Source organism: Aquitalea sp. LB_tupeE, assembly GCF_013391415.1.
In the GTDB taxonomy this organism is placed as follows: domain Bacteria; phylum Pseudomonadota; class Gammaproteobacteria; order Burkholderiales; family Chromobacteriaceae; genus Aquitalea.
The window spans coordinates 1-21,264 of sequence record NZ_JACAXB010000041.1 but is presented as its reverse complement, the minus strand read 5'-3'; the positions used below and the strand labels follow the sequence as shown (position 1 = coordinate 21,264).

The following is a 21,264-nucleotide window of genomic DNA, read 5'->3' as shown; positions in this document are numbered from 1 at the left end:
TCAGCCCGCCACATTCAGTTCGTCAAGCTTATGCAGTGACTTAGCGGCCAATGCCTCAATGTGGGCCAACAGATTGGCAATGTCTTGCTCTTGGGACGCAAATGAAGTCACAAAGCGCACAATGCCGGGCTCCCAGCGGTCATGGTAAAACTTGAAGCCAGCTCGCAGAAGGCCATCGGTAATCGCTAGAGGCAAGCTGCAGAAAACAATATTTGCTTGCACTTCGCCGGGGAGGTGGACAGCCGGAATTTGCTTAAGCCCTTCAACGAGTAGTTTGGCCATGCCATTAGCTTGTCTTGCATTATGTAGCCACAAGTCATTGGCTAGATAAGCTTCCATCTGTGCAGACAGAAAGCGCATCTTGGAGAGCAGGTGCCCTGCGCGCTTACGACGATAGCCCATCGTGGCCCGTAGTTTCTCATCAAACAGAACGATGGCCTCGACCCCAAGTGCGCCATTCTTGGTGGCACCAAACGAAAGTGCTCCAACCCCTGATTTCCAGGTCATTTCTGCTGGCGAGCAACCCAGGGAAACCAGGGCATTTGCAAAGCGGGATCCATCCATGTGCAGCCCAACTGAAGCCGAAGCACAAACGTCACCAATCGCGGCAATCTCGTCCAGTGAATAAACGCTACCGACTTCGGTTGCTTGCGTGATGCTGACACAAGCGGGTTGCGTAGCATGGACATCACCGACCTTGACGTTAACGGCTCGGGCAAGACTGGAAACATCAAGCTTGCAAGAGGGGCCGTCAACCGTAACGATTTTAGCTCCATGGCTGAAGAATTCAGGCGCACCGCATTCATCGTTGTTGATATGGCTGCCAGGGTGGCAGAAAACACTACCCCATGGCGGCGTCATTGCACTCAAACAGAGCGCATTGGCAGCAGTACCGGTGGGGACCAAAAATACATCCAGATCGTGTTCAAACAGATCTCTTAGCTGTTCTTGCACGCGGCCGGTCCAGTTATCGCCGCCATAAGGGTTTGCCTGCTCTGCATTACAATTTACGAGTGCCTGGATAATTTCCGGGGAAGCACCCGCTATGTTGTCACTAGTAAAGCCAAGTAGCGGACTCCGGTCGGCTACAGATTGAGGGTTTGGCATTTCTCACTCCTGTTCAATATGGGATGACGGCATCCCGTTCATGAACAGATCGTAGTGAGCACGCCGTAGCCTGCCTTGTAAAAAATTGACGCGATGAGCACCTGTTACAGTCAATAGGCTGACGGCGCGACACCAAATGCCTGGCGAAAGGCTTTGTTGAAGTGGCTTTGATCGTAAAACCCTACAAACTGGGCGACATCAGCTATCGATCGGTTTCCCTTTGCCAATAGCTGGCACGCATGCTCCAGCCTCAGACGCAGCAACCACGCGTGCGGGGTCATGCCGATGGTTTGTTTGAATTGGCGTAAAAAATTAAAGCGCCCAAGTCCGCAGAGGGTAGCCAGCTCTTCCAGCGTTATTTTTTCGGAAAGATGCGCCAGACAATACTCCTGAACCAGCTGCCATTTTCCCGGAGCAAGTGCACCTTTCTCCAGCCTAGGCCTGATGCCGCGAGACTGCATGAACAGGAAGTACAGCAACGAAATCCATTCGGACTGTACTGCCAGGGAGGAAACCTCATTGGCCTGATGCATGGCATCGTGCAGTCGGAGCAAGTGGCCTGCCAGCGCCGGGTCTTCAATCATCATCCCATTGAAGCATGGCTCGCCGTCGGAGTCGGTCAATTCCGACATCGCCCCCTTCAGCAGCTCCTGGGACAGCCTGAACGTTTTCAGCGTGTAGGCATCTCCCCCCTCGCCGGTACCATCGTGAATTTCACCAGGGGGCATTAGCGAAATACAACCTGGTCCTAGCAAGACGGATTCACCGTTGAACCGCTGTCGCTGGATACCATCGGTGACTAGGCCGATGTGGTAGTCAAGATGGTAATGCCGGTCAAAGCTGAAGTTCTCAAAATGACCAACTCCCAGCACGAGTCCCGGCACGTCGTCTAACCGTTTGTACTCTACTCCGTCACTCATTTGAATCATCCGGACTTGCTGCCATGCACAGTGCCTACTTCAGCATAGCGGGTGCTACTGGGCGTACTCACATATGAATCAAAGTGTGAGCGGGCGATTTTTGACAATACTTTTCATCACCAGCAGGTAGGCAGCCCCGAGAAGCGTCAAGATGGCCATCAAAGCCGGGATGCTTGCGATGAGCACGCCAACGCCTGCTGCCACAACCCCGGTAATCAGGGTATAGCCAAGCAACATTCCACTGACCGCGGGTGCAATGGCATTTTTCTTCAGCCCTGCCGAAATGGCATACGCCCAGTCCGCACCAGGGACGATGACCAGTGATATAGACAAGGCCCAGAACGCTAAAAGCAAGTTTGAGGACATGGCTGCGTTTCCTTTCATCAACAGCATCTGCTTGGTGGAATAAAAATTGTAAGGATTTGCTGTTGGAAAGTGCTCCCTGCTTCTTGCTGCCAAGGCCTGCGTGGCGCTAATATTTCTCGTATGGACGCTTACGATCAGAAAATTCTTGCTGAACTGCAAAAAAACGGGCGACTTTCACTTACCGAGTTGTCAGAGCGTATCGGTTTGAGTTTGTCCCCCTGCCAGAGACGGATGCGCGCTTTGGAGCAGTCTGGGGTAATCAGTGGCTATCGCGCGATGATCAGTCCCGCTGCCGTAGGCCTGAACTTTTCAGCGATTGTCTTTATTACGCTGCGTGACGCCAGCAGCAGCATGGTCCGATCTTTTGATGCGGCCTTGGTCGATATTCCTGAAGTAGTCAGTGCCGACCGCTTGTTTGGTGACCCGGATTACATGCTGCACATCGTCACCAAAGATCTGGATGCCTTCCAGGCACTTTACGATCAGCACCTGGCTACGCTGCCTGGAGTACTTCGCCTTAGCTCAACATTGGTGATGAAAAGTATTGTCAAAAATCGCCCGCTCGCATTGTGATGTAGAGCGCTGTAATCAAGTCGAGCGTGCCCGGAGTTGTTCGCAAGCCCAACGCATGATTCGGCCCGGTTTTACTGGCTCCAGCTCATTCAATCCTCGGCAAAGTCGGATTCCATCGTCAGCACCATCCTGAAATTGGCTCGGCCTGATTTCATCCTCTGATAAGCTTCGGCGGCTTGCTCCAGCGGCATGGTTTCTATTCGCGCACGGATGTCGGTCAGCAGGCTGAAGTCCAGGGTTTTTTCCGCTTCCCATGGGGTCCCGGTCAGCGTACCCATCACCATGCGTTCACCACCCACCATGCTTCTGGGCATGAACTCCAGCGGCTGCATGCCCACTCCTACGATCAGTAAACGGCCTTGGGCTGCCAATGCGGGTAACAGGGCTGCAGCGGAGGGACTATCTGTAATGGTGCTCAGAATGACTTGTGCACCGCCCATGGCCTGCAGGCGGGACAATGGATCTTCCGTACGGCTGTCGATGTAGACATGCGCGCCCAGCTGTAATGCATCTGCGGCAATGTCCATACCACGACCGATGGCCACCACACAGAATCCCATTTTTCTGGCGTACTGGATGGCCAGATGGCCCAGGCCGCCAATGCCTTGTATTGCCACCAGGTCACCCGCTTGGGCTGCTGATTTCTTTAGCGCATTGAAGGTGGCCAGCCCGGCACACAGCAGCGGCGCTGTTTCGACGGCACTCAGTTCATCCGGGATAGCCACCAGGCCGGTATGGCGTACCAGCATCTGTTCTGCATAACCACCGTCCCGGTTATTGCCCATCACAGGCTGGGCCTGGCACAGGTGAAACTGTCCACGTCGGCAAGCTGAGCAAGTTTGGCAGTGACCACCCAGGCGGCCCACGCCAACACGCTGACCGGTCTGCCACATTTCCGGTACACGGGACCCCCGCGCGATGATGCGACCCACCACTTCATGGCCCGGAATCCTTCCCGGGGCTGCGGATGGGCTTTCGATATCCGCAGCGTCGGCCCCGCAAATACCACAGGCTTCCACGTCAATCAGGACTTCTTCCTCACCAGCTTGCTGTACTGGGCGCTCTATCAGCTCCAGTACGCCAGGGGCTGATATCTGTACTGCGCGATAGCTCGATTTCATCAGGTTTCCTATTTGTCGATGTATTGGCAAAGACGATTTCAGCCTTGTTACTTCAAGTGTTGCAGCCATTGCACACCACACATGGCAGCATCGATGGCACCGGCCAGATAGCCGGGAAACTGTGTCGACCACTCGCTGGCAATACCGCACAGATGGTGTTGCCATGGGCCATCAGCAGGGCAGGTGGCCGGGGCCGTCAGATGATGCGGACTGGGGTGCTGGTCGGCATGGCTTGCTGTCAGTGCTTCCTGTGACCAGTCCTGGCTCAGTTCGGCCAAGGGCGAACCGGCTTGCGGGCCGAAGATTCGGGTGAGTTGGGCCCGGCACAGCTGATGCAAGGTTTCGGAATTCATCTGCTGGCGGACGCTGGCCGGCATGGCCAAAAAACCGAACAGGGCGGCGGGGCCATCGGGAAGGCTGGCATCGTGGATCTCGCCCAGCGGGCCTTGCATGCTGCGCGCTTCGCCGGACAGGCCCTGTTCGCGCCAGAATGGACGCTCGTAAATGGCAAAGTACTTGGCATGCGGAGCCATCCAGGTGGCGGTATCGCGCCATTGCTGTAACAGGCTGGTGGGGAGTGCTGGAGAGAAATGAAGATACTCAGCGGCAAGTCTGGGTGGCAGGGCCAGCAACACGTGCTTGGCTTGCCATGCGGATGTTGCCCCTTGCGTGTCATGTGTCATGACCGTGACGTGCACATCGTTCAGCGTCAGCTCGGTAACCAGTTGGCCAGTCAGCAACTGTGTTGCCGGAATCGATTGTGCTAGCGTTTCCACCAATGCACTCATCCCCCCGTGCAAACGCATGGAAGTAGGTGAGTTGCGGAAACCCGGGCGACGCATGGGCGGCTGATGTGGCGAATGCTCAATCAGCATGTCGCCGCTTTCAAACTGGGCAAAACGTTCCAGTCCCAGCGCACTGATCAACTCATCCAGTGCTGGCTGGAACTCGGGCCAGAACCATGAGGGTCCGAGATCGAAGCATACAGAAGCAGAGTCCGAGGCAAGTGGCACGGCAGGTGACAGGATGCGTCCCCCTGTTCGTGGACGGGCTTCCAGCACGACGAAGTCGTGCATGCCTTGTTCCTGTAACAAGCGTGCGGCATATAAGCCTGCCAGTCCGGCTCCGATGATGGCGATGTGCGTGCGATTACTGTTCATGTTGCTGTGCCATTGATGTGGTTTTCAGATACACCGTTGCACCGGCAGCACCGCAGCTGATGGTCTGCGTGTCGCCGGCAGCCAGGCGTAACCAGCTATGTGGCGGATATAAGGTGCCGTGCAGTATCAGCGCGCCATCCAGTACCAGAACTTCTTGTTGTGAATCGGCACGGCGGGGAATTTGGGAGCCTGCTGGCAGGCACAGCAGACGGCTGTCTTCCCGTGCATCGGCGTACAGTGGGCATGCCTGGTAATAGTCATGGCGATGCCAAGTGGTCGGATGCTGAGTGTTGATGCGCAAATGGGCTGTTTCAGCAGCAGCCATATGGCCCAGTTTGACAAAGATGATGCAGCCCTCTGCGCTGAACGGCTGATGACGGGAGTGCGGTGGATTGCGCAGATAACTGCCAGCGTGGTGATGTTGTCCGCCTTCGCTGAAGGTGCCGCACAGCACCAGGATTTCTTCACCGCCGGGGTGGCCGTGTTCCGGATAGCCAGCACCCGCGGCATAACGCACGATGCTGCTGGCCTGGGCCTGCTCAGCGCCAATGCGGTCCAGCATGATGCGCTCAACTCCGGCTTGCGGGCTGGGTGTCCATTGCTGGATGGCAGCCGGGATGAAGACGCTACGGGTAAAGTCTGCGTTGATCAGCATGACAGTGTTTCCAGAGAACTGTGCACTGCACTGACATTGGGTCCGAGCAGTGCACGTGCTAACTCAGACCTGAGTCAGTTGGGTGTGTGCTTCCAGTACCCGTGCGGAATAAACCAGTGCCGGGCCGGCATTCATGGCGATGGCCACGCCAAGCGCTTCGGTAATTTCCTCGCGGCTGGCACCGTGCTCCACCGCTTTCTGGGTGTGGACGGCAATGCAGCCATCGCAGCGGGTGGTTACTGCCACTGCCAGTGCAATCAGTTCGTGCATCTTTGGTTCCAGTTTGGCGCTCCTGCCAGCGGCCCCTTCAATGGTGGACAGACCTTTAAGTACATCCGGGTTGTGTTTGGCAAAGTCGCCAATGCCAGCCATCAGCGCGCCGCGATAGTCGTTCCAGTCTTGCATCATGATGATTTCCTCGGTGGTGGGGTGAGTCAGACAGCCTGATAAATGCGTACGTCGGGAGCTGCTGCCAGCAAAGGCTGCAGGCCAGCAACAACGTCGGCGGTAAACAGCTTGCTCTGCAGGTAGGCATGGGCATGGGCGACCGTGTCAAAGCCATGCAGCACTTGTACGTCCTCGTCACGTACCAGCAGTTGTTTGGATTGGGCACCTGGTACGGTGTCGAGGAAGGCTTGTTTGTATTGCTGGTAGACCCCAGCGGCAGCCGGACGGTTGGCAGGAGTAATGAGCAGCGTGATTTGCAGATAGACCATCTTGTTCTCCAGATTAAGGGACAAAAAATTGTCAGAATCAGCCTTGCATGGCTGGCTGTTCTGGCGTGTTTGCCGGGGCCAATGCCAGTGCCAGCCCGGCAAGCGTCAGGGGGATGAAGGACAGCCACAGCACGGTATTCCAGCCAAAGGCGGAGAGCAGGCCACCAGACAGGAAGGAGCCCACGGCAACCATGCCGAATACCACGAAGTCATTGAATGACTGCACACGTGCTTTTTCTTCTGGCCGGTGGCATTGCAGTACCAATGCAGAAGCACCGATGAAACCAAAATTCCAGCCCAGGCCCAGCAGCACCAGCGTTAGCCAGAAGTGCAGCTCGGCCACACCTTGCAAACCAGCGATGACTGCGGTGGCAATCAGTAGCAGGCCCAGCAGTACGATGTGCCTTGCACCAAAGCGGCTGACCAGCCTGCCGGTAAAGAAGCTGGGGGCGTACATGGCAATCACATGCCACTCGATACCCAGATTGGCACTTTCCTGGGACAGGCCGCACAGGCGCATGGCCAGTGGTGCAGCCGTCATCAGGAAGTTCATCAGCAGGTAGGACACCACGCCGCAACAGGCGGCAATCAGGAATGCGGGCTGACGTGCAATCTGGCCTAATGGTCGACCGCCATTACTGTGTGCGTGGTGTGGAGCCGGCAGGCGCACGCCCAGCAGGAGTAAGGCCGATATGGCTGCAATTCCCGCCTGGGCCACAAAAGTGGCGGCAAAGGGGTAGTAGCCCCACAGCTGCATGGTGTGGGTAACCAGTTGCGGGCCAATCACCCCGGCTGCAATTCCGCCCGCCATTACCATTGACAAGGCATGAGGGCGTTTTGCCAGGGCTACACAATCGGCAGCAGCAAAGCGGAAGGACAGCACCACGGCAGCATAAGCACCACCCAGCAAGGTGGCGCAGCAATACAGCCAGAACGAGCCGTAGACCACGGCCAGCGCGGCCAGCAGGCCGGTAAGTACGCCGCAGCCGGTGCCGCACATGAAAGCAGTACGCCTTCCAAAACGCTCGGCAATACGACCGGCAGGCAGCGAACACAGCGCCATGCCCACCACGAAAATCGAAATTGGCAGTGTGGCCAATGCCTTGCTGGGGGCCAGCATATTGCCGACGATGGCGCCAATGGCGTAAACCACCACTGAATTGGCACCAGCCAGGGCCTGGGCCAGGGTGAGTCGCAGCAGATTGCTGCGCGCATGCGGAGGGTGTATGTGCTCCGTCTGAATTGGACAAGCTGCTTGGTGGGTTTCAGACATGCTGTGCGGCTCCGTCAAAAATCAGGGGCAGGTGGAACTGACATGCCAGCCTTGCTGGCCATGGCAGTTCCGCAGGCTTCCGTTTTAGTTACGGCCTGCCATCACGCCGCCATCAACATCCCAGTTGGCACCCGTTACCCAGCCAGCCCGTTCGGACAGCAGGAAAACGATGACCTCAGCGACATCCTGCGGGGTGCCGACACGGCCAATTGGATGGAAGGCATTGAAGCCCTGCAGCGCACCGTGAACCTCTTCTTTAGGAATGAAGCCCTCGTAGATCGGGGTTTGCACCACCGCAGGGGATACGGCATTCACCCGGATATGGCTGGGGGCCAGTTCCATTGCCAGATGCTGGGTCAGCGCATGCAGACCAGCCTTGGCCATGGAGTAGGCCGAGGAAGGGGTCGCGGCAATGGCCTGTTTGGCCCACATGGAGCCGATATTCACGATCGCTCCCGGGCGCTGGCGTGCTACCAGATTGGCAGCCACTTTTTGCGTAATGAAGAAGAAGGCCTTGTTCAGCTTCATGTACTGTTCGTAGTCAGCCAGTTGATGTTCAAGGAATGCCTTGGGGAAGAACACGCCTGCCGCATTGACCAGCAGGTCGATGTCAGCGTGGTGTACATCAATCTCTTTCATTAGCGCAGCCAGGCCGTCATCGCTGGCAAGGTCTGCGGTCAGTGCCCATACCTGACCCAGTGTGGAAAGTTCCTGGCGGGCTGCTTCTGTTTTTTCCGGGCGGTTGCCCACGATGACCACACTGCCACCAGCGTCCAGTACCATGCGTGCAGTCTGTAGCCCCATACCGCTGCTGCCACCGACGACCAGTAGTTTCTTGCCTGCGAATTCCTTGCTCATTGCCATACCTTTCCAGATAAAAGAAAAACCATCGATCTTGAATCTCCTGCCGCAGCAAAAGATAATCTTTTGCCTTTCAGTGAAATCAAGTACTTGTTGGGATGTATTTTTTTCTATTTGGCAGGTAAGCACAAACGAGATAATGTATCTGTTATCGATAGAAATTCTTTAGCGTAATGAAAGCACCTGTTCACCTGAATGCCCTGCGTGCCTTTGAAGCCAGTGCACGGCATCAAAGTTTTTCTGCAGCGGCGGAAGAGTTGAATGTCACTCCGGCCGCCGTGGGCCAGCTGGTTCGCACGCTGGAGGACTGGCTGGGCAGCCCCTTGTTTCACCGCGGTAATAGCGGGCGTTCCCGGCTGCAGCTGACGGATGCTGCCTTGCGTGCCTTGCCTGACATACGTGCTGGCTTCGACCGGCTGGCTTTGGGGTTGGAGATTCTGCGCGAAGGCTCGGCCAGTGGTGTGCTTACGGTGACAGTCAGTCCCGCATTTGCCGCCAAATGGCTGCTGCCCAGAATTGACCGTTTCCAGTTGCAATGCCCGGAAACCGACGTCCGGCTGGATACCAGCCTGAAACCGGTGGACTTTTACGCGCAGCGTATCGATATCGGAGTGCGTTATGGCAATGGCCATTGGCAGGGGCTGCTGGCAGAGAAACTGATGGATGAAGAGGTATTCCCGGTTTGTTCACCCATGTTGTTGGAGCGCCATGCCAGGCAATTTGGTGCTGCCGAGCTGGCTACGGAAACGCTATTGCACGACTTGTCCATGGACGAGCGTGCCGGTTTCCCCTCTTGGGAGAGCTGGGTCATGCATGCTGGTATAGACGGAGTGGCTACCCGCCGTGGCATGAAGATCAACAACTCGGCGGCGGTACTGCAAGCAGCCATTGATGGCCATGGCGTTGCGCTGGCACGCAGCGTGATGGCGCGTGATGACCTGGCGGCAGGGAGGCTGGTGCGGCTGTTTCCTGCTATCGAATTTCCCTCGCCGCTAGCCTACTTCGTGGTGTTCCGCCCCGATTGTGCTGACCTGCCCAAGCTGCAAGCCTTTCGCCAGTGGCTGCAACAAGAAGCAGGGCTGCAGAGCGAAAGCTGACGCCGGCACGATAAGTAAAGCGCTATGGGTATGGTGGCCACTATTGAAGGCACTCTGTGCCAGATGCCATCGTGGTGGCTGGTATTCATCCTTCTTCCACCCCTCGCCCTAGCTTGCGGCCCATTTCCTGGGCCAATTCAAGCAATCCGGCAATATAAGCGACAGTCTCTTCCCCGCGACGCATGCCGAGATTGATGCTTTTATTGATTCCGTCCTTCCCCAATCGCATGGCCCGTAGCGGTAAATCCGCCCCTTCTTCATTCACCAGCCAGTCCGGCAGCACCGATACACCTCGCCCTGCTGCAACAAGTTGCAGCATCAGGTCAGTGGCTTCTGCTGTCCGATGGGTTTTGGGACGGCAGTGGGCCGGTACCAGAAAGCGCGTAAAGATATCGAGCCGTTCAATGCTGACCGGTACGGTAATCAGCTCCTCATCCAGCAAGTCGTGCGGCTCAATATAGGTTTGGTTCGCCAAACGATGCGCCTCATGGACGACCAGTACCAACTCATAGTCGATCACCGGAAGAAAGAAGAGTTCTGGCAAATCAATCGGGTCTGGTGTGATCAGTACATCAATCTCATAGCCCAACAAGGCGGCCACGCCATCAAAGCGGAAGGCTGTCCGCACGTCAAAGTCGACATCCGGCCAGGCGGCCAGATAGTGGGGTGTCAGGCGGGATAGCCACTTCTGACAGGGGTGGCACTCCATTCCAACGCGCAATGCCCCGCGTCGTCCTTGGGCAAAATCCAGCAATACCCGTTCTGCATGTTCGATTTGCGGCAAGACACGCTGTGCCAGTGCCAGAAGGTAGTTTCCGGCCTGGGTAAAACGCAGGCTGCGCCCGTTTTTTGTCCAGATCTTGATGCCATGGCGCTCCTCTACACGCCTGATCGTGTGAGACAGCGCGGATTGCGTGACATTCAGTCTATCCGCTGCAGCGGTCACGCTACCCAGGCGGTCCACTTCCTGCAGGATGGCAAGCAGCTGGCTATCAATCATTCATGACTCCATGTCATTGTTTGATGAAAACATACCATTATTTCTCATGAAATAGCACTGCTATTCTCAGTCACAACAAAACCACGCCAGGTGGCGTATTTAAGAAAGTGACTGTGATGGCTTACTCCGCAGCAGCAGGTGCTGAAAATCCGACAAGTATTTTTGATGAGGTCATCGACCGCGAACACGCCAACTCGATGAAGTGGTCCATCCCCCACAAGCTGCTTACCGCTGCCCAGTGCGAGGCGAAGCCCCTGCCGATGTGGGTTGCCGATACTGATTTCAAAGCACCGCGCCCGGTACTGGATGCCCTGCATGAGGCGGTTGAGCACGGTGTGTTTGGTTATCCGGGTGGTGCGCCTGATAGCTACGTCAACGCAGTCGTTGGCTGGCAGTCCAAACGCTTTGGCTGGGAAGTGGAAAAGGAATGGGTGATTCAGACTTCCGGCATTATCACCACCCTGAAAACCGCCGTACAGGCATTCTCTGCAGCTGGCGATTCCGTCCTGATTCAGCCTCCGGTCTACGCCCACTTCCACAACGATGTATTGATGAACGGGCGGCATCTGGCATTGGCACCACTGGAGCGTACAGCCGAAGGCTACCGCTTCAATGCCACTATTTTTGAAGCTGCGATCCAAGCCAATACCAAGCTGTTCATCCTGAGTAATCCGCACAACCCGACTGGGAATGTCTGGACGGAAGATGAATTGCGGACCATGGGTGAAATCTGCCTGCGCCATGGCGTACTGGTGATTTCTGATGAAATCCATCAGGACCTCATCATCAATCCGGCCAAAAAGCACATTCCCTTTGCCTCGCTGAGCGATGCCTTTGCCCAGCACAGCATTACCTGCACCGCGCCGAGCAAGACCTTCAACCTGCCCGGCCTGCAAAGTGCCAATGTCTTCATTCCCAATCGCCGGCTGCGCGAAGAGCTGCTGCGCCAGTACGACCGCAATATGTTCCCGCTGGTAAACACCCTGGGCATGGTAGCTGCCGAAGCTGCTTATACCCATGGTGAGGCCTGGCTGGAAGACATGCTGGCCTACTTGCGCGCGAACCACACGCACTTTGCCAATGAGGTTAACCGGCTCAGCGACAAGGTACGCGTACTCCCAGCCGATTCACTATATCTGGCCTGGATGGACTGTCGTGGACTGGGGCTGGATGCCGAGACGCTGAACGATTTCATGCTGACCCGTGCCCGGCTGTGGCTGGACAAGGGACAGAAATTCGGGCTTGAAGGACATGGCTATATGCGGGTGAACCTGGGTTGCCCGCGTGCCACGGTGGATGAAGCCATTCGTCGCCTGGCACAGGTGCTGGCCTGAGCATCTTGCTGTCGCCGGAAATCAATCTGTCCCGTGTGCAAAACAATTTCATCAGTACGGGACAGAACGCAACGTGATGGCCAACTGCTGCTTTTTCATCAGTCACTGTTGATGGTGAAGCTAAGGCCTCGCGTCCCCAGGCTGTCCGGGCAATAAACCATAAACAACCCCGCGGCTTTCGTTACAAAGGAGAAACAAATGAAACTGCATCAACTGATTTTCACCGGTGTGCTCTGCTTGTCATCCACTCTGGCCACGGCTAGTGACCTGCTTGAAACGGTCAAGGCGAATGGTGTGCTGAAGGTGGGCATGGAAGGGACTTACCCTCCGTTCGGGTATCGCAATGACAAGGGGGAGCTGACGGGCTACGACGTGGATGTTGCCACCGCGCTGGCAGCCAAAATGGGCTTGAAGGTGGAGTTTGTCACCGGCGACTTCAGTGGCCTGATCGGTGGCCTGCAGGCTGGCAAGTTCGACGTGATTGCCAATCAGATTGAAATCAGCCCCAAACGCAAGGAGTCGCTGGCCTTCACTCAGCCCTATGCTTACTCTGCCTTGCAGCTTATCCAGCGCAAGTCCGACAAGAATAATTACAAGTCCCTGGCCGACATGAACGGTAAAAGTCTTGCCGTCACCTTGGGCAGCAACTATGTCGAATATGCCAAGACCTTTCCCGGCGTAGTGGTTAAAACCTACCCCGGTACGGCTGAATACATGCGCGACCTGATGCAGGAACGGGTGGATGCCGCCATCAACGACAGGCTGATCCTGCCATACCTGATCAAGACATCGAACCTGCCACTGCGCCCTGGTGCATTGCTGTCTGGCCATGAGCTGGAAATCGGCATTCCTTTCAAGAAGGGCAACCCGCAATTTGAAGCTGCCATCAACAGTGCAATGAACAGCCTGCGCAAGGATGGAACGCTGAAGAAAATTTCACTCAAGTGGTTCAACAGCGATGTAACCCAGCCGCTGAAGTAACACCCGAGCCGGGGATGTCTTTGGCCTGAAGGCATGGCTGGATAACCGCAATGCGAGCAGGCAGCATGGTATTGGTTACTGTGCGTTTGCTGTAGCGGGGGCTTGCCATGCCTGTTGTTTACCAGACTAGCAAGAGTTGATGCGATGAATACCGTTGAACTACTTTCCATGTCAGCACCCCGCCTGGCCATGGGTGCATTGATCACTGTGAAATTTGCCGTTGCCGCCATGGTATTCGGTTTGTTGCTTGGAGCCGTGGTGGCTGTCATGAGCATCAGTACCGACCGATTGCTACCAGCCTGTGCCCGGGCCTATGTCAGCGTGATGCGTGGTACGCCACTGCTGGTACAGATGTTTGTGGTGTATTACGGCCTGCCTGATCTGGGCATTTCACTGGATCCGACCTCTGCCGGAATCCTGACCCTTACCCTGAATGCCGGTGCCTATCTTTCTGAAAGCATGCGCGGTGCCATTCTGGGGGTGGGGAGAGGGCAGTGGAGTGCCGCCCATAGCCTGGGGCTCAGCCACTACCAGACCCTGCGTTATGTCGTTGGCCCACAGGCCCTGCGTCTGGCCGTACCAAGCCTGGGCAATACGTTGATCAGCCTGGTAAAGGATACCTCGCTGGTATCGGTTATTACCGTGACTGAACTGCTGCGCTCATCCCAGGAAATCATTGCTGCTACTTACCAGCCATTACCACTGTATATCGCAGCTGCACTGATTTACTGGGTACTCAGTACCGTACTCTCCGCTGTACAGCACCATGTGGAAGGCAGGCTTACCCTGCAAACCCGTTGATGCGACATGCCTGATGGAAATGAAAGAGAAATAGTCATGATCAAACTGAACAAGGTTTCCAAGTGGTACGGCAATTTTCAGGTGTTGAGTGATTGCAGTACCGAAATCCAGAAGGGCGAGGTCGTTGTGGTGTGCGGCCCCTCCGGCTCGGGCAAGTCCACGCTGATTAAAACCATCAATGGCCTGGAGGCTTATCAGCAAGGCGAAGTACATGTTGATGGCGTGCATGTTGGTCATTCACACAAGGAATTGGCTGCCTTGCGTGCACGGCTCAGCATGGTGTTTCAGCATTTTGAGCTGTTTCCACATCTGAGCATTCTGGACAATCTCACTCTGGCACAGATCAAGGTGCTGGGCAGAAACCGCGCAGATGCAGAAGCAAAGGGCCTCAAGCTGCTGGCCCGCGTTGGGCTGAAGGAACAGGCGGCAAAGTATCCAGGTCAGTTATCAGGAGGCCAGCAACAGCGGGTCGCGATTGCGCGTGCTTTGTCCATGGACCCAAAGGCTATTCTGTTTGACGAACCCACGTCCGCATTGGATCCGGAAATGGTCAACGAAGTGCTAGACGTCATGGTGGAGTTGGCCAAAGAAGGGATGACAATGGTTTGTGTGACCCACGAAATGGGCTTTGCCCGCAAAGTGGCCAGCCGGGTCATCTTCATGGATAAGGGGAACATTGTGGAAGATCGCAGGAAAGAGGATTTCTTCAATAGTCCGCACTCTGAGAGGGCAAAGGACTTCCTCGCCAAGATCATCCACTAACAGGCTGTTGAAATACTGGCGTCTCGCGCACTGATCAGCGACGATTCAGACAAGTACTCAAGATGGAAGGATGCGCGATGCGTGGAGCAGACGGTTATAACGAAGCGTTGTTCACCACCATCCGGCTGGAGGAATTCGTTCCGGCCAACCATCCCCATGTGGCACGGAATACCCGACGAAGCGGAGGCAGCGCGATTGACGGTCGCACCACGCGTCATCATGGCTACGCGCTGAGCCAGCGCCGGCGTAAATGCATCGAACAGTGTTTGGGCTGGGGTAAGACCATCGGCCCGATCCGTCAGGTGATGGTGCGGGGTTTGGCCAAAGTGGATCAGTTACTGACATTGACGATGGCGGCCTACAACCTGATACGACTACGTTCATTGGTCGCATTGCGTCCGGAGCTGACGTGAGAGGGGTAAATATCGGATAAGTCCGCCACCAGGCTCTGTCAGATGACCGATTCTGGCTTGAGTTAGCCCGAGTGACAGCAACTTGGAGACAGATCAAAGCATGCGTCATGCGCAAGCAAAGACAGGACTGCGCTCGGCTGACGGGTATTTCAACAAGGTTCTGCAAGAGCGCTTCCCCGAGCTGGTCGCGGACATCCACCATCATCCAGTTCTTTTACTACCCGACGCGCCGGCGGCCGGACTTTATATCCCCGACTTGCTACGTAAGCGATATGGTGTGACAGATCCGAAATCAGCGTTTGCGCGCCCTGAAGCAGAGGCCCGTGTGTCTGGCTTCGACCTGGACCTTGGTCGTCAGCCATACGCCTACCCGACACAGGCTGCGCACGCCATCATCCTGGCCGCCAGAGAACGCGGCACGCAGCACCAACTGGCCGTGGCCATTACGAACGCTTATTTCATTGCTGCGAGAAACATCTCGGACGCGGACGTGCTGGCTGATGTTGCTGCTACTCATGGATTCAGCAGGGACGAGGCCCGTGCCATCGCATGCGACTCCTCCCAACACAAGCGGATTGAGCAAGCAGCGGCTAACTCCACGGAGGCTGGTGTACGTTCGGTTCCGCATTTTGTTTTCGAAAACCGCTTTGCAATCAACGGAGGGCGTAGCGAAGACGAAATGGCTTACGCCATCAAGAAGGCTGTGCATGCTGCCATGGGTGACAAATTCAATACCGCACCAGGCTAGAAAGCACGGCCCGGTACTTGGATATCGAAATCGATGATGCTCCGGAAATTTCAACGCAGATTGAAACCTGGATAGCTACTACGATTTTGGCAGCGAAGGTTCGCTGCCATTGGTGCACTCATCGGCCATAGTGGTCCTTCGTACGCCAGATGAAAGATGGCGTCTTTCATCTGGCAAACAGCCTGAAGGCATCTTTGACTTAAACTACATTTTCTTCTGGACTTACGGCCCAGTTGGGGAATGGATCGGCCAGTCCGGAGCCGTACTCTCCGCCAGTGGCCATTTCTGCATCCGTCATCAGGCAGGCATCGAACCGGGCGATCAGTCCGGCTTCGTCCATATTGATGCCGATCAGCACCAGTTCCTGCTGACGGTCGCCCCAGGGCGCTTCCCAGCGCGCCTCAATCATTGCCACACTTTCCGGATCTTCCGGCCAATCTTGTCTGGCGACGGCTGCCCACCACAAACCGGCACAGGTATGGCGTGTGATGGCACCCGCTTGAGACCAACTGCCAGCAAAATCGGGCCGACTCGCCAACCAGAAGTAGCCTTTCGAGCGTATGACTCCCGGCCATTGGCAAGCGAACCAGTCCCACAACCGCTGTGGGTGGAATGGCCGCCGGGCGCGGTAGACGAAACTGCGGATGCCATACTCCTCGCTTTCCGGTACATGCTCGCCGCGCAACTGAGTCAGCCATCCTGCTGCTTCTGATGCCGTATTGAAGTCAAAACGACCGGTGTTGAGCACCCGGTTGAGCGGTACTGCGCCAAACGCGCTGCGCACGATGTCGGCGTGCGGATTGAGCGAGCGCAGAATGCTGTCGAGGCGGTCCAGCTCTTCCTGGCTGATCAGATCGGTTTTGTTCAGCACGATGACGTCACAAAATTCCACTTGCTCAACCAGTAAATCCACCACGCAGCGTTCATCTTCTTCGCCCAGGCTGGCACCACGGTCAGTCAGTTGGTCGTGGCAACTGTAATCACGCAAAAAATTACAGGCATCGACCACCGTCACCATGGTGTCCAACCGGGCAAGGTCTGACAGGCTTGTTCCATCGTCATCCCGGAAAACAAAGGTTTCCGCCACTGGCAACGGTTCGGCAATGCCGGTCGATTCAATCAGCAGATAGTCAAAGCGCTGGCTGCGTGCCAGTCGGCCAATTTCAATCAGCAGGTCCTCACGCAAGGTGCAGCAAATGCAGCCATTGCTCATCTCGACCAGTTTTTCTTCGGCACGTGACAGGGCGGCACCACCCTCGCGCACCAGGCGGGCGTCGATATTGACTTCCGACATGTCGTTGACGATGACGGCAACCCGCTTGCCTTCTCGGTTGTTGAGGATGTGATTGAGCAGGGTGGTTTTACCGGCGCCAAGAAAGCCGGACAGCACGGTGACAGGGAGTTTTTGCATGGTTTTCCTTTGGGAATGTAAATGGGGAAGGCGGCTACCAAATCGCGTCCAGCGCCAGTAGCACGCGGCATGGCTGAAGTGGGTCCGGTGCCGGGGAGCGGTGAATCGCCCCGCGCCCGTGATTGCCCTGCCACTGTGTCCCTTTGAGCAGGAGCAAGGAAAAGGGCGCAGCCTGCCGGATGGCCTTGGGGTTGCGGATAAGTCCTGAAGTCTCGTCCGGCATGCCCTGAGCCAGGCGGCCGAGCTTGCTGCGGTCGGCGGCTTCCTCGCTTAGCCATTCGGTACCCCGGCCATGGTAGGTGCACAGCATGCGCACACCGGTTTGGTCGACATGAAATCGCGGACACATGGCGTGATTGAGTATCTCCAGACGCATGCCTACCTGCGGGCAGCCAAGCAGATCACCATAAATATCAATCAGATAGGCCATGTCCCTGAGTACGGCATCGCGTCCGGGTAGCGCGGCCAGGCCGGGAATGTCCAGTACCTGCCCCGGTGTGGTGACAAGCCGGAATCCCAGCCCAAGCACACCCTCTGCGCTGGCGTTGGCAAAGTAACGGGTGATTGCTTCTATCGGGCTGCGCGGATACCGGCAGAGCTGCACATCTGCGTCGAAAATGCGCACCAGGTCGGTCAGGCGCGTGGCCTCGTGGTGCGACGTTGTGGGTGGTGTCGCGCAGGATGCCGGGTTGAGGGCGACAGTCATCGTCAGGTTTCCTTGTCATCGCAGTGCCAGCCGCCATCCGGTACGGTCATCTGCAGTCGGGTTGGGGGTGGACGGTAAAATAATTTGCACAATGTTATATCATTACATAAAATAGATGAAGCGTTATAACATAACATTTGAAAGTGAGAATACCCATGAATCGCATTACCCGCCTTGCTTCACTCTTGACCCTGGCCTGCGCACCGTTGCTTGCCCAGGCATCCGGCCAGCCGATCAACGTGGTGGCCGGCGAAAATTTTTATGGTGATGTTGCCCAGCAAGTTGGCGGTAAACATGTGCATGTCACCAGCATCCTGAGCAATCCGGATCAGGACCCGCACCTGTTCGAAGCCAGTGCATCGACAGCCAAGGCCCTGAGTGCAGCCAGGCTGGTGGTATACAACGGCATCGATTACGACCCGTGGATGGCCAAGCTGTTGTCAGCCGCCAAAGCACCCGGCCGCAAGGAAATCGTTGCGGGTCAATTGATGCAAAAGAAAACCGGCGATAACCCGCACCTGTGGTACGACCCGGCCACCATGCCCCGGGTGGCGAAAGCGATTGCGGTGGAGCTGGAGGCTGCGGACCCTGCCAACAAGGCCGAGTACGAACAGAACCTGAAGCGCTTTCTGGATTCGCTGCAGGTGCTAAACAGCAAAGTAAAGTCCATTCATGACAAATACGCAGGCACGCCGGTAACAGCCACCGAGCCTGTTTTCGGCTATATGGCGAGTGCGCTTGGCTTCAAGATGCGTAATGAGAAATTCCAGTTGGCCGTCATGAATAGCACCGAGCCCAGTGCCAGTGATGTTGCCGCTTTTGAAAACGACCTGAAAACGCATCAGGTGAAAGTGTTGTTCTACAACAGCCAGGCTTCGGACCAATCGGCCAAGCGTGTGCAGAAAATTGCCAAGGAAGCCAAGGTTCCCGTAGTGGGCGTTACCGAGACCGCGCCGACCGGCAAGCATTATCAGGACTGGATGCTTGGCCAGTTGAACGCGCTGAATCAAGCTTTGTCGTCCGGCAAGTGATGCAGGCACTGTCATTACAACAGGTGACCGTCTCTTTCGCAGGAAGGACGGTCTTGTCGGACGTGAGTCTGGATATTGGCCAAGGGCTGTTTATTGGCATGCTCGGCCCCAACGGGGCGGGCAAGACCACGCTGATGCGCACGGTACTCGGCCTGATTCAACCCGCCAGCGGCAGCATCCATGTGCTGGGCGAGCCAGCCTCGCGGGGCAATGCCGCGGTAGGGTATATCCCGCAGCTGCGTAGTCTGGCCGGCAATATGCGCTTGCGTGGCTGGGACTTTGTCGCCAGTGCATGCAATGGCCATCGCTGGGGGCTGCCCATCCTGAACAAGGCCGCGCGACAGGAAGTGCATTGGGCGCTCGACATGGTGGGGGCCGCCGCGCTGGCACGACGCCCCCTCATGGAAACCTCGGGAGGAGAGCGGCAGCGGCTGTTGCTTGCCCAAGCCTTGTTGGGGCGTCCACGCTTGCTGCTGCTGGATGAACCCTTGATCAGTCTGGACCCGCACCACCAGCATGGGGTGGTGGCACTGGTGAAGCAAGTGCAGCAAGAGCTGGGCATTACCGTGATTTTCAGCGCGCATGAGCTCAATCCGCTGCTTGGCGCCATCGACCAGGTGTTGTATCTGGGGCGCGGTCAGGCGGCGCTGGGCAAGGTGGACGAGGTGATTACCTCGCCGGTGTTGTCGCGCTTGTATGGTTCCACCATTGATGTGATACGCATGAAAAACCGCATTTTCGTGATGGCCGGTGATGTTGAAGTGGAAAAAGAGGAGCACTGCCACCATGCTTGAATTCGACTTCATGCAGAACGCCTTCATTGCCGGCGGTCTGGTGTCCGTGCTTGCCGGTGTGGTGGGGTTCTTTCTGGTCATGCGCGGGCAGACCTTTGCCGGCCATGCCTTGTCACACGTTGGTTTTGCCGGTGCAACTGGGGCTGCGCTGCTTGGCGTGTCGCCCATGTGGGGGCTGATCTGCGTTACCTTGCTTGGCGGTGTTTCCATGGGTGCATTGGGCGAGCGCTTGCAGGGCAGTGATATTGTGATTGGCACCATCCTGTCATTGGCCTTGGGGCTGGGGATGCTGTTTCTTCATTTCTTTACTGCCTATGCCACACAAGCTACCGCCTTGCTGTTTGGCAACGTCCTCGGGGTGAATACCGAAACGCTGTGGACATTGGCATGGCTCGGCATGGCTTGCCTGCTGTTGCTGGCCATCATGGCCCGTCCCCTAGTATTTGCCAGTTTGCAACCCGAGCTGGCAGAGGCCAAAGGCGTTTCCCTGCGTCTGGTTTCCATGCTGTTTCTGGCTATTGTGGCCTTGACGACGGCTGAATGTATCCAGATTGTTGGTGTCTTGCTGGTGTTCACGCTGATGGTAGGGCCTGCGGCAACTGCGCAGAAGCTGACTTCACGCCTGGGGGCCGGAGTGGTGCTGGCGGCCGCCTTGGCCCTGGCCGAAGCCTGGCTTGGGATTACCCTGGCTTTCTATACCGACTGGCCTAGCAGCTTCTGGATCTCGGCGCTCAGTGGCAGTGCTTACCTTGTGGTGGTTACTGTACTGCGCATGCCGCGTAAGCGACGCCGTCAGCCACCATCGGGTGAGTGAGAACTGCCTGAATTTGAGCCTGTCCGAACCGGTGGGAAAAGCTGCCATTACTTTTCCCGTCACTGCTTAAGCGCTCAGACCAACCATCTGCCGTAGCGCTAACTTCGGCGGTAGTTCGGTCTGAGCGGATCTCTGCCCAGTGTTCGGATAGCATGGCACAGCGAGTTCTCACGCTTCGCTCTCGTAAAGCAGCCGGTAGTGCCCGCTCATTTGCTTGATCCGCGCGAAGCCGAGCTCACCCAAATGCATACCGGCGATCAAAAGTCCCTCGGAACTCACCAGGTCCAGAAGCCGTGATCGGGTGATGGCCGCCAGAGCAGGATCCTGATCGAATGCAATCGAAACGTCCGGCCGTTCAATCTGGATGTGAGGGAAATGAACGATGTCTCCCCAGACCAGCGCACCCTGATCATGCGATTCGAGAAGATAGCCGGAATGCCCATCGGTGTGTCCCGGTAGCGGCATCGCGCTGATGCCAGGTAGCACTTCACCGCTATCGAAAGTACGAAGCTGATCGCGGTAGCCGTCGAACACTTGACGCGCTATCCGGAAGTTACCGCGCGCACGCGCGCTGGCGCGGCTTAGATTTCCATCATCCTGCCAAAAGTCGACCTCTCGTT

Annotated in this window: 23 protein-coding genes and 2 pseudogenes; 11 read left to right on the top strand and 14 right to left on the bottom strand. The window is 56.6% G+C overall.

Annotated features, from left to right (window positions below):
- From HWX34_RS19785 to HWX34_RS19775, 3 genes are all read right to left on the bottom strand, one after another.
- Complete coding sequence (locus HWX34_RS19785; protein WP_178973892.1) at positions 1-1,107, bottom strand: low specificity L-threonine aldolase; 1,107 nt, start codon at positions 1,105-1,107, stop codon at positions 1-3.
- Between the two features lie 110 nt (positions 1,108-1,217).
- A complete protein-coding gene (locus HWX34_RS19780; RefSeq protein WP_178973891.1) occupies positions 1,218-2,027 on the bottom strand; it encodes an AraC family transcriptional regulator in 810 nt (269 codons plus the stop codon).
- A 78-nt stretch (positions 2,028-2,105) separates the two neighbouring features.
- Positions 2,106-2,393, bottom strand: a complete 288-nt coding sequence (locus HWX34_RS19775; protein ID WP_178973890.1) for a LysE family transporter — start codon at positions 2,391-2,393, stop codon at positions 2,106-2,108.
- 120 nt (positions 2,394-2,513) lie between these two features.
- Between HWX34_RS19775 and HWX34_RS19770 the strand changes: the two genes are divergently transcribed.
- Positions 2,514-2,966: an Lrp/AsnC family transcriptional regulator gene (locus HWX34_RS19770; RefSeq protein WP_178973889.1), complete on the top strand. Its 453-nt coding sequence runs from the start codon at positions 2,514-2,516 to the stop codon at positions 2,964-2,966.
- Between the two features lie 89 nt (positions 2,967-3,055).
- On the opposite strand, the gene HWX34_RS19765 is transcribed toward HWX34_RS19770, so the two are convergent.
- The 7 genes from HWX34_RS19765 to HWX34_RS19735 all read right to left on the bottom strand — a co-directional run bounded on the left by HWX34_RS19765 (position 3,056) and on the right by HWX34_RS19735 (position 8,749).
- Positions 3,056-4,087, bottom strand: coding sequence for an alcohol dehydrogenase catalytic domain-containing protein (locus HWX34_RS19765; protein WP_178973888.1), 1,032 nt, complete (start codon positions 4,085-4,087; stop codon positions 3,056-3,058).
- 47 nt (positions 4,088-4,134) lie between these two features.
- Complete coding sequence (locus HWX34_RS19760; protein WP_178973887.1) at positions 4,135-5,247, bottom strand: FAD-dependent oxidoreductase; 1,113 nt, start codon at positions 5,245-5,247, stop codon at positions 4,135-4,137.
- Complete coding sequence (locus HWX34_RS19755) at positions 5,237-5,902, bottom strand: cupin domain-containing protein (protein ID WP_178973886.1); 666 nt, start codon at positions 5,900-5,902, stop codon at positions 5,237-5,239. Before HWX34_RS19755 ends, HWX34_RS19760 begins: the two co-directional genes overlap by 11 nt.
- A 63-nt stretch (positions 5,903-5,965) precedes the next feature.
- Complete coding sequence (locus HWX34_RS19750; protein ID WP_178973885.1) at positions 5,966-6,310, bottom strand: carboxymuconolactone decarboxylase family protein; 345 nt, start codon at positions 6,308-6,310, stop codon at positions 5,966-5,968.
- A 26-nt stretch (positions 6,311-6,336) separates the two neighbouring features.
- Complete coding sequence (locus HWX34_RS19745; protein WP_178973884.1) at positions 6,337-6,618, bottom strand: hypothetical protein; 282 nt, start codon at positions 6,616-6,618, stop codon at positions 6,337-6,339.
- A gap of 37 nt (positions 6,619-6,655) precedes the next feature.
- A complete protein-coding gene (locus HWX34_RS19740) occupies positions 6,656-7,891 on the bottom strand; it encodes an MFS transporter (RefSeq protein WP_178973883.1) in 1,236 nt (411 codons plus the stop codon).
- 84 nt (positions 7,892-7,975) lie between these two features.
- Complete coding sequence (locus HWX34_RS19735) at positions 7,976-8,749, bottom strand: SDR family NAD(P)-dependent oxidoreductase (protein ID WP_178973882.1); 774 nt, start codon at positions 8,747-8,749, stop codon at positions 7,976-7,978.
- Between the two features lie 176 nt (positions 8,750-8,925).
- On the opposite strand from HWX34_RS19735, the gene gcvA reads away from it, so the two are divergent.
- The gene (gene gcvA, locus HWX34_RS19730) at positions 8,926-9,849 is read left to right on the top strand and encodes a transcriptional regulator GcvA (RefSeq protein WP_178973881.1); all 924 of its coding nucleotides are present in this window, start codon (positions 8,926-8,928) and stop codon (positions 9,847-9,849) included.
- 85 nt (positions 9,850-9,934) lie between these two features.
- Here gcvA and HWX34_RS19725 read toward each other — a convergent pair whose 3' ends face one another.
- Positions 9,935-10,849 carry a LysR family transcriptional regulator gene (locus tag HWX34_RS19725; RefSeq protein ID WP_178973880.1) on the bottom strand — a complete coding sequence of 305 codons (915 nt, stop codon included), beginning with the start codon at positions 10,847-10,849 and terminating at the stop codon, positions 9,935-9,937.
- 116 nt (positions 10,850-10,965) lie between these two features.
- On the opposite strand from HWX34_RS19725, the gene HWX34_RS19720 reads away from it, so the two are divergent.
- From HWX34_RS19720 to HWX34_RS19695, 6 genes and pseudogenes are all read left to right on the top strand, one after another.
- On the top strand, positions 10,966-12,183 hold the full coding sequence (locus tag HWX34_RS19720; RefSeq protein WP_178973879.1) for a MalY/PatB family protein: 1,218 nt from the start codon (positions 10,966-10,968) through the stop codon (positions 12,181-12,183).
- A 198-nt stretch (positions 12,184-12,381) separates the two neighbouring features.
- Positions 12,382-13,164 carry a transporter substrate-binding domain-containing protein gene (locus tag HWX34_RS19715; RefSeq protein WP_178973878.1) on the top strand — a complete coding sequence of 261 codons (783 nt, stop codon included), beginning with the start codon at positions 12,382-12,384 and terminating at the stop codon, positions 13,162-13,164.
- 144 nt (positions 13,165-13,308) lie between these two features.
- Complete coding sequence (locus HWX34_RS19710) at positions 13,309-13,965, top strand: amino acid ABC transporter permease (protein ID WP_045848542.1); 657 nt, start codon at positions 13,309-13,311, stop codon at positions 13,963-13,965.
- Between the two features lie 36 nt (positions 13,966-14,001).
- Positions 14,002-14,727 carry an amino acid ABC transporter ATP-binding protein gene (locus tag HWX34_RS19705; RefSeq protein ID WP_178973877.1) on the top strand — a complete coding sequence of 242 codons (726 nt, stop codon included), beginning with the start codon at positions 14,002-14,004 and terminating at the stop codon, positions 14,725-14,727.
- A gap of 152 nt (positions 14,728-14,879) precedes the next feature.
- Positions 14,880-15,140 (top strand): annotated as a pseudogene (locus HWX34_RS19700) (transposase); the annotation flags it as partial.
- A 100-nt stretch (positions 15,141-15,240) separates the two neighbouring features.
- Positions 15,241-15,888, top strand: a complete 648-nt coding sequence (locus tag HWX34_RS19695; protein WP_178973876.1) for a DsbA family protein — start codon at positions 15,241-15,243, stop codon at positions 15,886-15,888.
- A 199-nt stretch (positions 15,889-16,087) separates the two neighbouring features.
- Here HWX34_RS19695 and zigA read toward each other — a convergent pair whose 3' ends face one another.
- Both zigA and HWX34_RS19685 read right to left on the bottom strand, forming a co-directional pair.
- Positions 16,088-17,299, bottom strand: a complete 1,212-nt coding sequence (gene zigA / locus HWX34_RS19690) for a zinc metallochaperone GTPase ZigA (protein WP_178973875.1) — start codon at positions 17,297-17,299, stop codon at positions 16,088-16,090.
- Between the two features lie 34 nt (positions 17,300-17,333).
- A complete protein-coding gene (locus HWX34_RS19685; protein ID WP_178973874.1) occupies positions 17,334-18,005 on the bottom strand; it encodes a DUF1826 domain-containing protein in 672 nt (223 codons plus the stop codon).
- A 155-nt stretch (positions 18,006-18,160) separates the two neighbouring features.
- On the opposite strand from HWX34_RS19685, the gene HWX34_RS19680 reads away from it, so the two are divergent.
- The 3 genes from HWX34_RS19680 (at position 18,161) to HWX34_RS19670 (ending at position 20,644) form a co-directional block, all read left to right on the top strand.
- Positions 18,161-19,036 (top strand): metal ABC transporter solute-binding protein, encoded by an 876-nt coding sequence (locus HWX34_RS19680; RefSeq protein ID WP_178973873.1) that lies wholly within the window; start codon positions 18,161-18,163, stop codon positions 19,034-19,036.
- A gap of 62 nt (positions 19,037-19,098) precedes the next feature.
- Entirely contained in the window at positions 19,099-19,830 is a 732-nt protein-coding gene (locus tag HWX34_RS19675; RefSeq protein WP_370459803.1) for a metal ABC transporter ATP-binding protein, read from the top strand.
- Positions 19,823-20,644, top strand: coding sequence for a metal ABC transporter permease (locus HWX34_RS19670; protein ID WP_178973871.1), 822 nt, complete (start codon positions 19,823-19,825; stop codon positions 20,642-20,644). The genes HWX34_RS19675 and HWX34_RS19670 overlap by 8 nt, the downstream gene beginning before the upstream one ends.
- 168 nt (positions 20,645-20,812) lie before the next feature.
- Here HWX34_RS19670 and HWX34_RS19665 read toward each other — a convergent pair.
- Positions 20,813-21,264, bottom strand: a pseudogene (locus tag HWX34_RS19665) (MBL fold metallo-hydrolase); the annotation flags it as partial.

What these genes read in the sequence shown, in the direction of transcription:
- HWX34_RS19670 (WP_178973871.1), top strand. Translation starts at nt 19,823, where the DNA reads ATGCTTGAATTCGACTTCATGCAGAACGCCTTCATTGCCGGCGGTCTG.
- zigA (WP_178973875.1), bottom strand. Translation starts at nt 17,299, where the DNA reads ATGCAAAAACTCCCTGTCACCGTGCTGTCCGGCTTTCTTGGCGCCGGT.
- HWX34_RS19760 (WP_178973887.1), bottom strand. Translation starts at nt 5,247, where the DNA reads ATGAACAGTAATCGCACGCACATCGCCATCATCGGAGCCGGACTGGCA.
- HWX34_RS19720 (WP_178973879.1), top strand. Translation starts at nt 10,966, where the DNA reads ATGGCTTACTCCGCAGCAGCAGGTGCTGAAAATCCGACAAGTATTTTT.
- HWX34_RS19765 (WP_178973888.1), bottom strand. Translation starts at nt 4,087, where the DNA reads ATGAAATCGAGCTATCGCGCAGTACAGATATCAGCCCCTGGCGTACTG.
- HWX34_RS19685 (WP_178973874.1), bottom strand. Translation starts at nt 18,005, where the DNA reads ATGACTGTCGCCCTCAACCCGGCATCCTGCGCGACACCACCCACAACG.
- HWX34_RS19785 (WP_178973892.1), bottom strand. Translation starts at nt 1,107, where the DNA reads ATGCCAAACCCTCAATCTGTAGCCGACCGGAGTCCGCTACTTGGCTTT.
- HWX34_RS19740 (WP_178973883.1), bottom strand. Translation starts at nt 7,891, where the DNA reads ATGTCTGAAACCCACCAAGCAGCTTGTCCAATTCAGACGGAGCACATA.
- HWX34_RS19775 (WP_178973890.1), bottom strand. Translation starts at nt 2,393, where the DNA reads ATGTCCTCAAACTTGCTTTTAGCGTTCTGGGCCTTGTCTATATCACTG.
- gcvA (WP_178973881.1), top strand. Translation starts at nt 8,926, where the DNA reads ATGAAAGCACCTGTTCACCTGAATGCCCTGCGTGCCTTTGAAGCCAGT.
- HWX34_RS19745 (WP_178973884.1), bottom strand. Translation starts at nt 6,618, where the DNA reads ATGGTCTATCTGCAAATCACGCTGCTCATTACTCCTGCCAACCGTCCG.
- HWX34_RS19725 (WP_178973880.1), bottom strand. Translation starts at nt 10,849, where the DNA reads ATGATTGATAGCCAGCTGCTTGCCATCCTGCAGGAAGTGGACCGCCTG.
- HWX34_RS19710 (WP_045848542.1), top strand. Translation starts at nt 13,309, where the DNA reads ATGAATACCGTTGAACTACTTTCCATGTCAGCACCCCGCCTGGCCATG.
- HWX34_RS19715 (WP_178973878.1), top strand. Translation starts at nt 12,382, where the DNA reads ATGAAACTGCATCAACTGATTTTCACCGGTGTGCTCTGCTTGTCATCC.
- HWX34_RS19705 (WP_178973877.1), top strand. Translation starts at nt 14,002, where the DNA reads ATGATCAAACTGAACAAGGTTTCCAAGTGGTACGGCAATTTTCAGGTG.
- HWX34_RS19780 (WP_178973891.1), bottom strand. Translation starts at nt 2,027, where the DNA reads ATGAGTGACGGAGTAGAGTACAAACGGTTAGACGACGTGCCGGGACTC.
- HWX34_RS19750 (WP_178973885.1), bottom strand. Translation starts at nt 6,310, where the DNA reads ATGATGCAAGACTGGAACGACTATCGCGGCGCGCTGATGGCTGGCATT.
- HWX34_RS19735 (WP_178973882.1), bottom strand. Translation starts at nt 8,749, where the DNA reads ATGAGCAAGGAATTCGCAGGCAAGAAACTACTGGTCGTCGGTGGCAGC.
- HWX34_RS19680 (WP_178973873.1), top strand. Translation starts at nt 18,161, where the DNA reads ATGAATCGCATTACCCGCCTTGCTTCACTCTTGACCCTGGCCTGCGCA.
- HWX34_RS19755 (WP_178973886.1), bottom strand. Translation starts at nt 5,902, where the DNA reads ATGCTGATCAACGCAGACTTTACCCGTAGCGTCTTCATCCCGGCTGCC.
- HWX34_RS19695 (WP_178973876.1), top strand. Translation starts at nt 15,241, where the DNA reads ATGCGTCATGCGCAAGCAAAGACAGGACTGCGCTCGGCTGACGGGTAT.
- HWX34_RS19770 (WP_178973889.1), top strand. Translation starts at nt 2,514, where the DNA reads ATGGACGCTTACGATCAGAAAATTCTTGCTGAACTGCAAAAAAACGGG.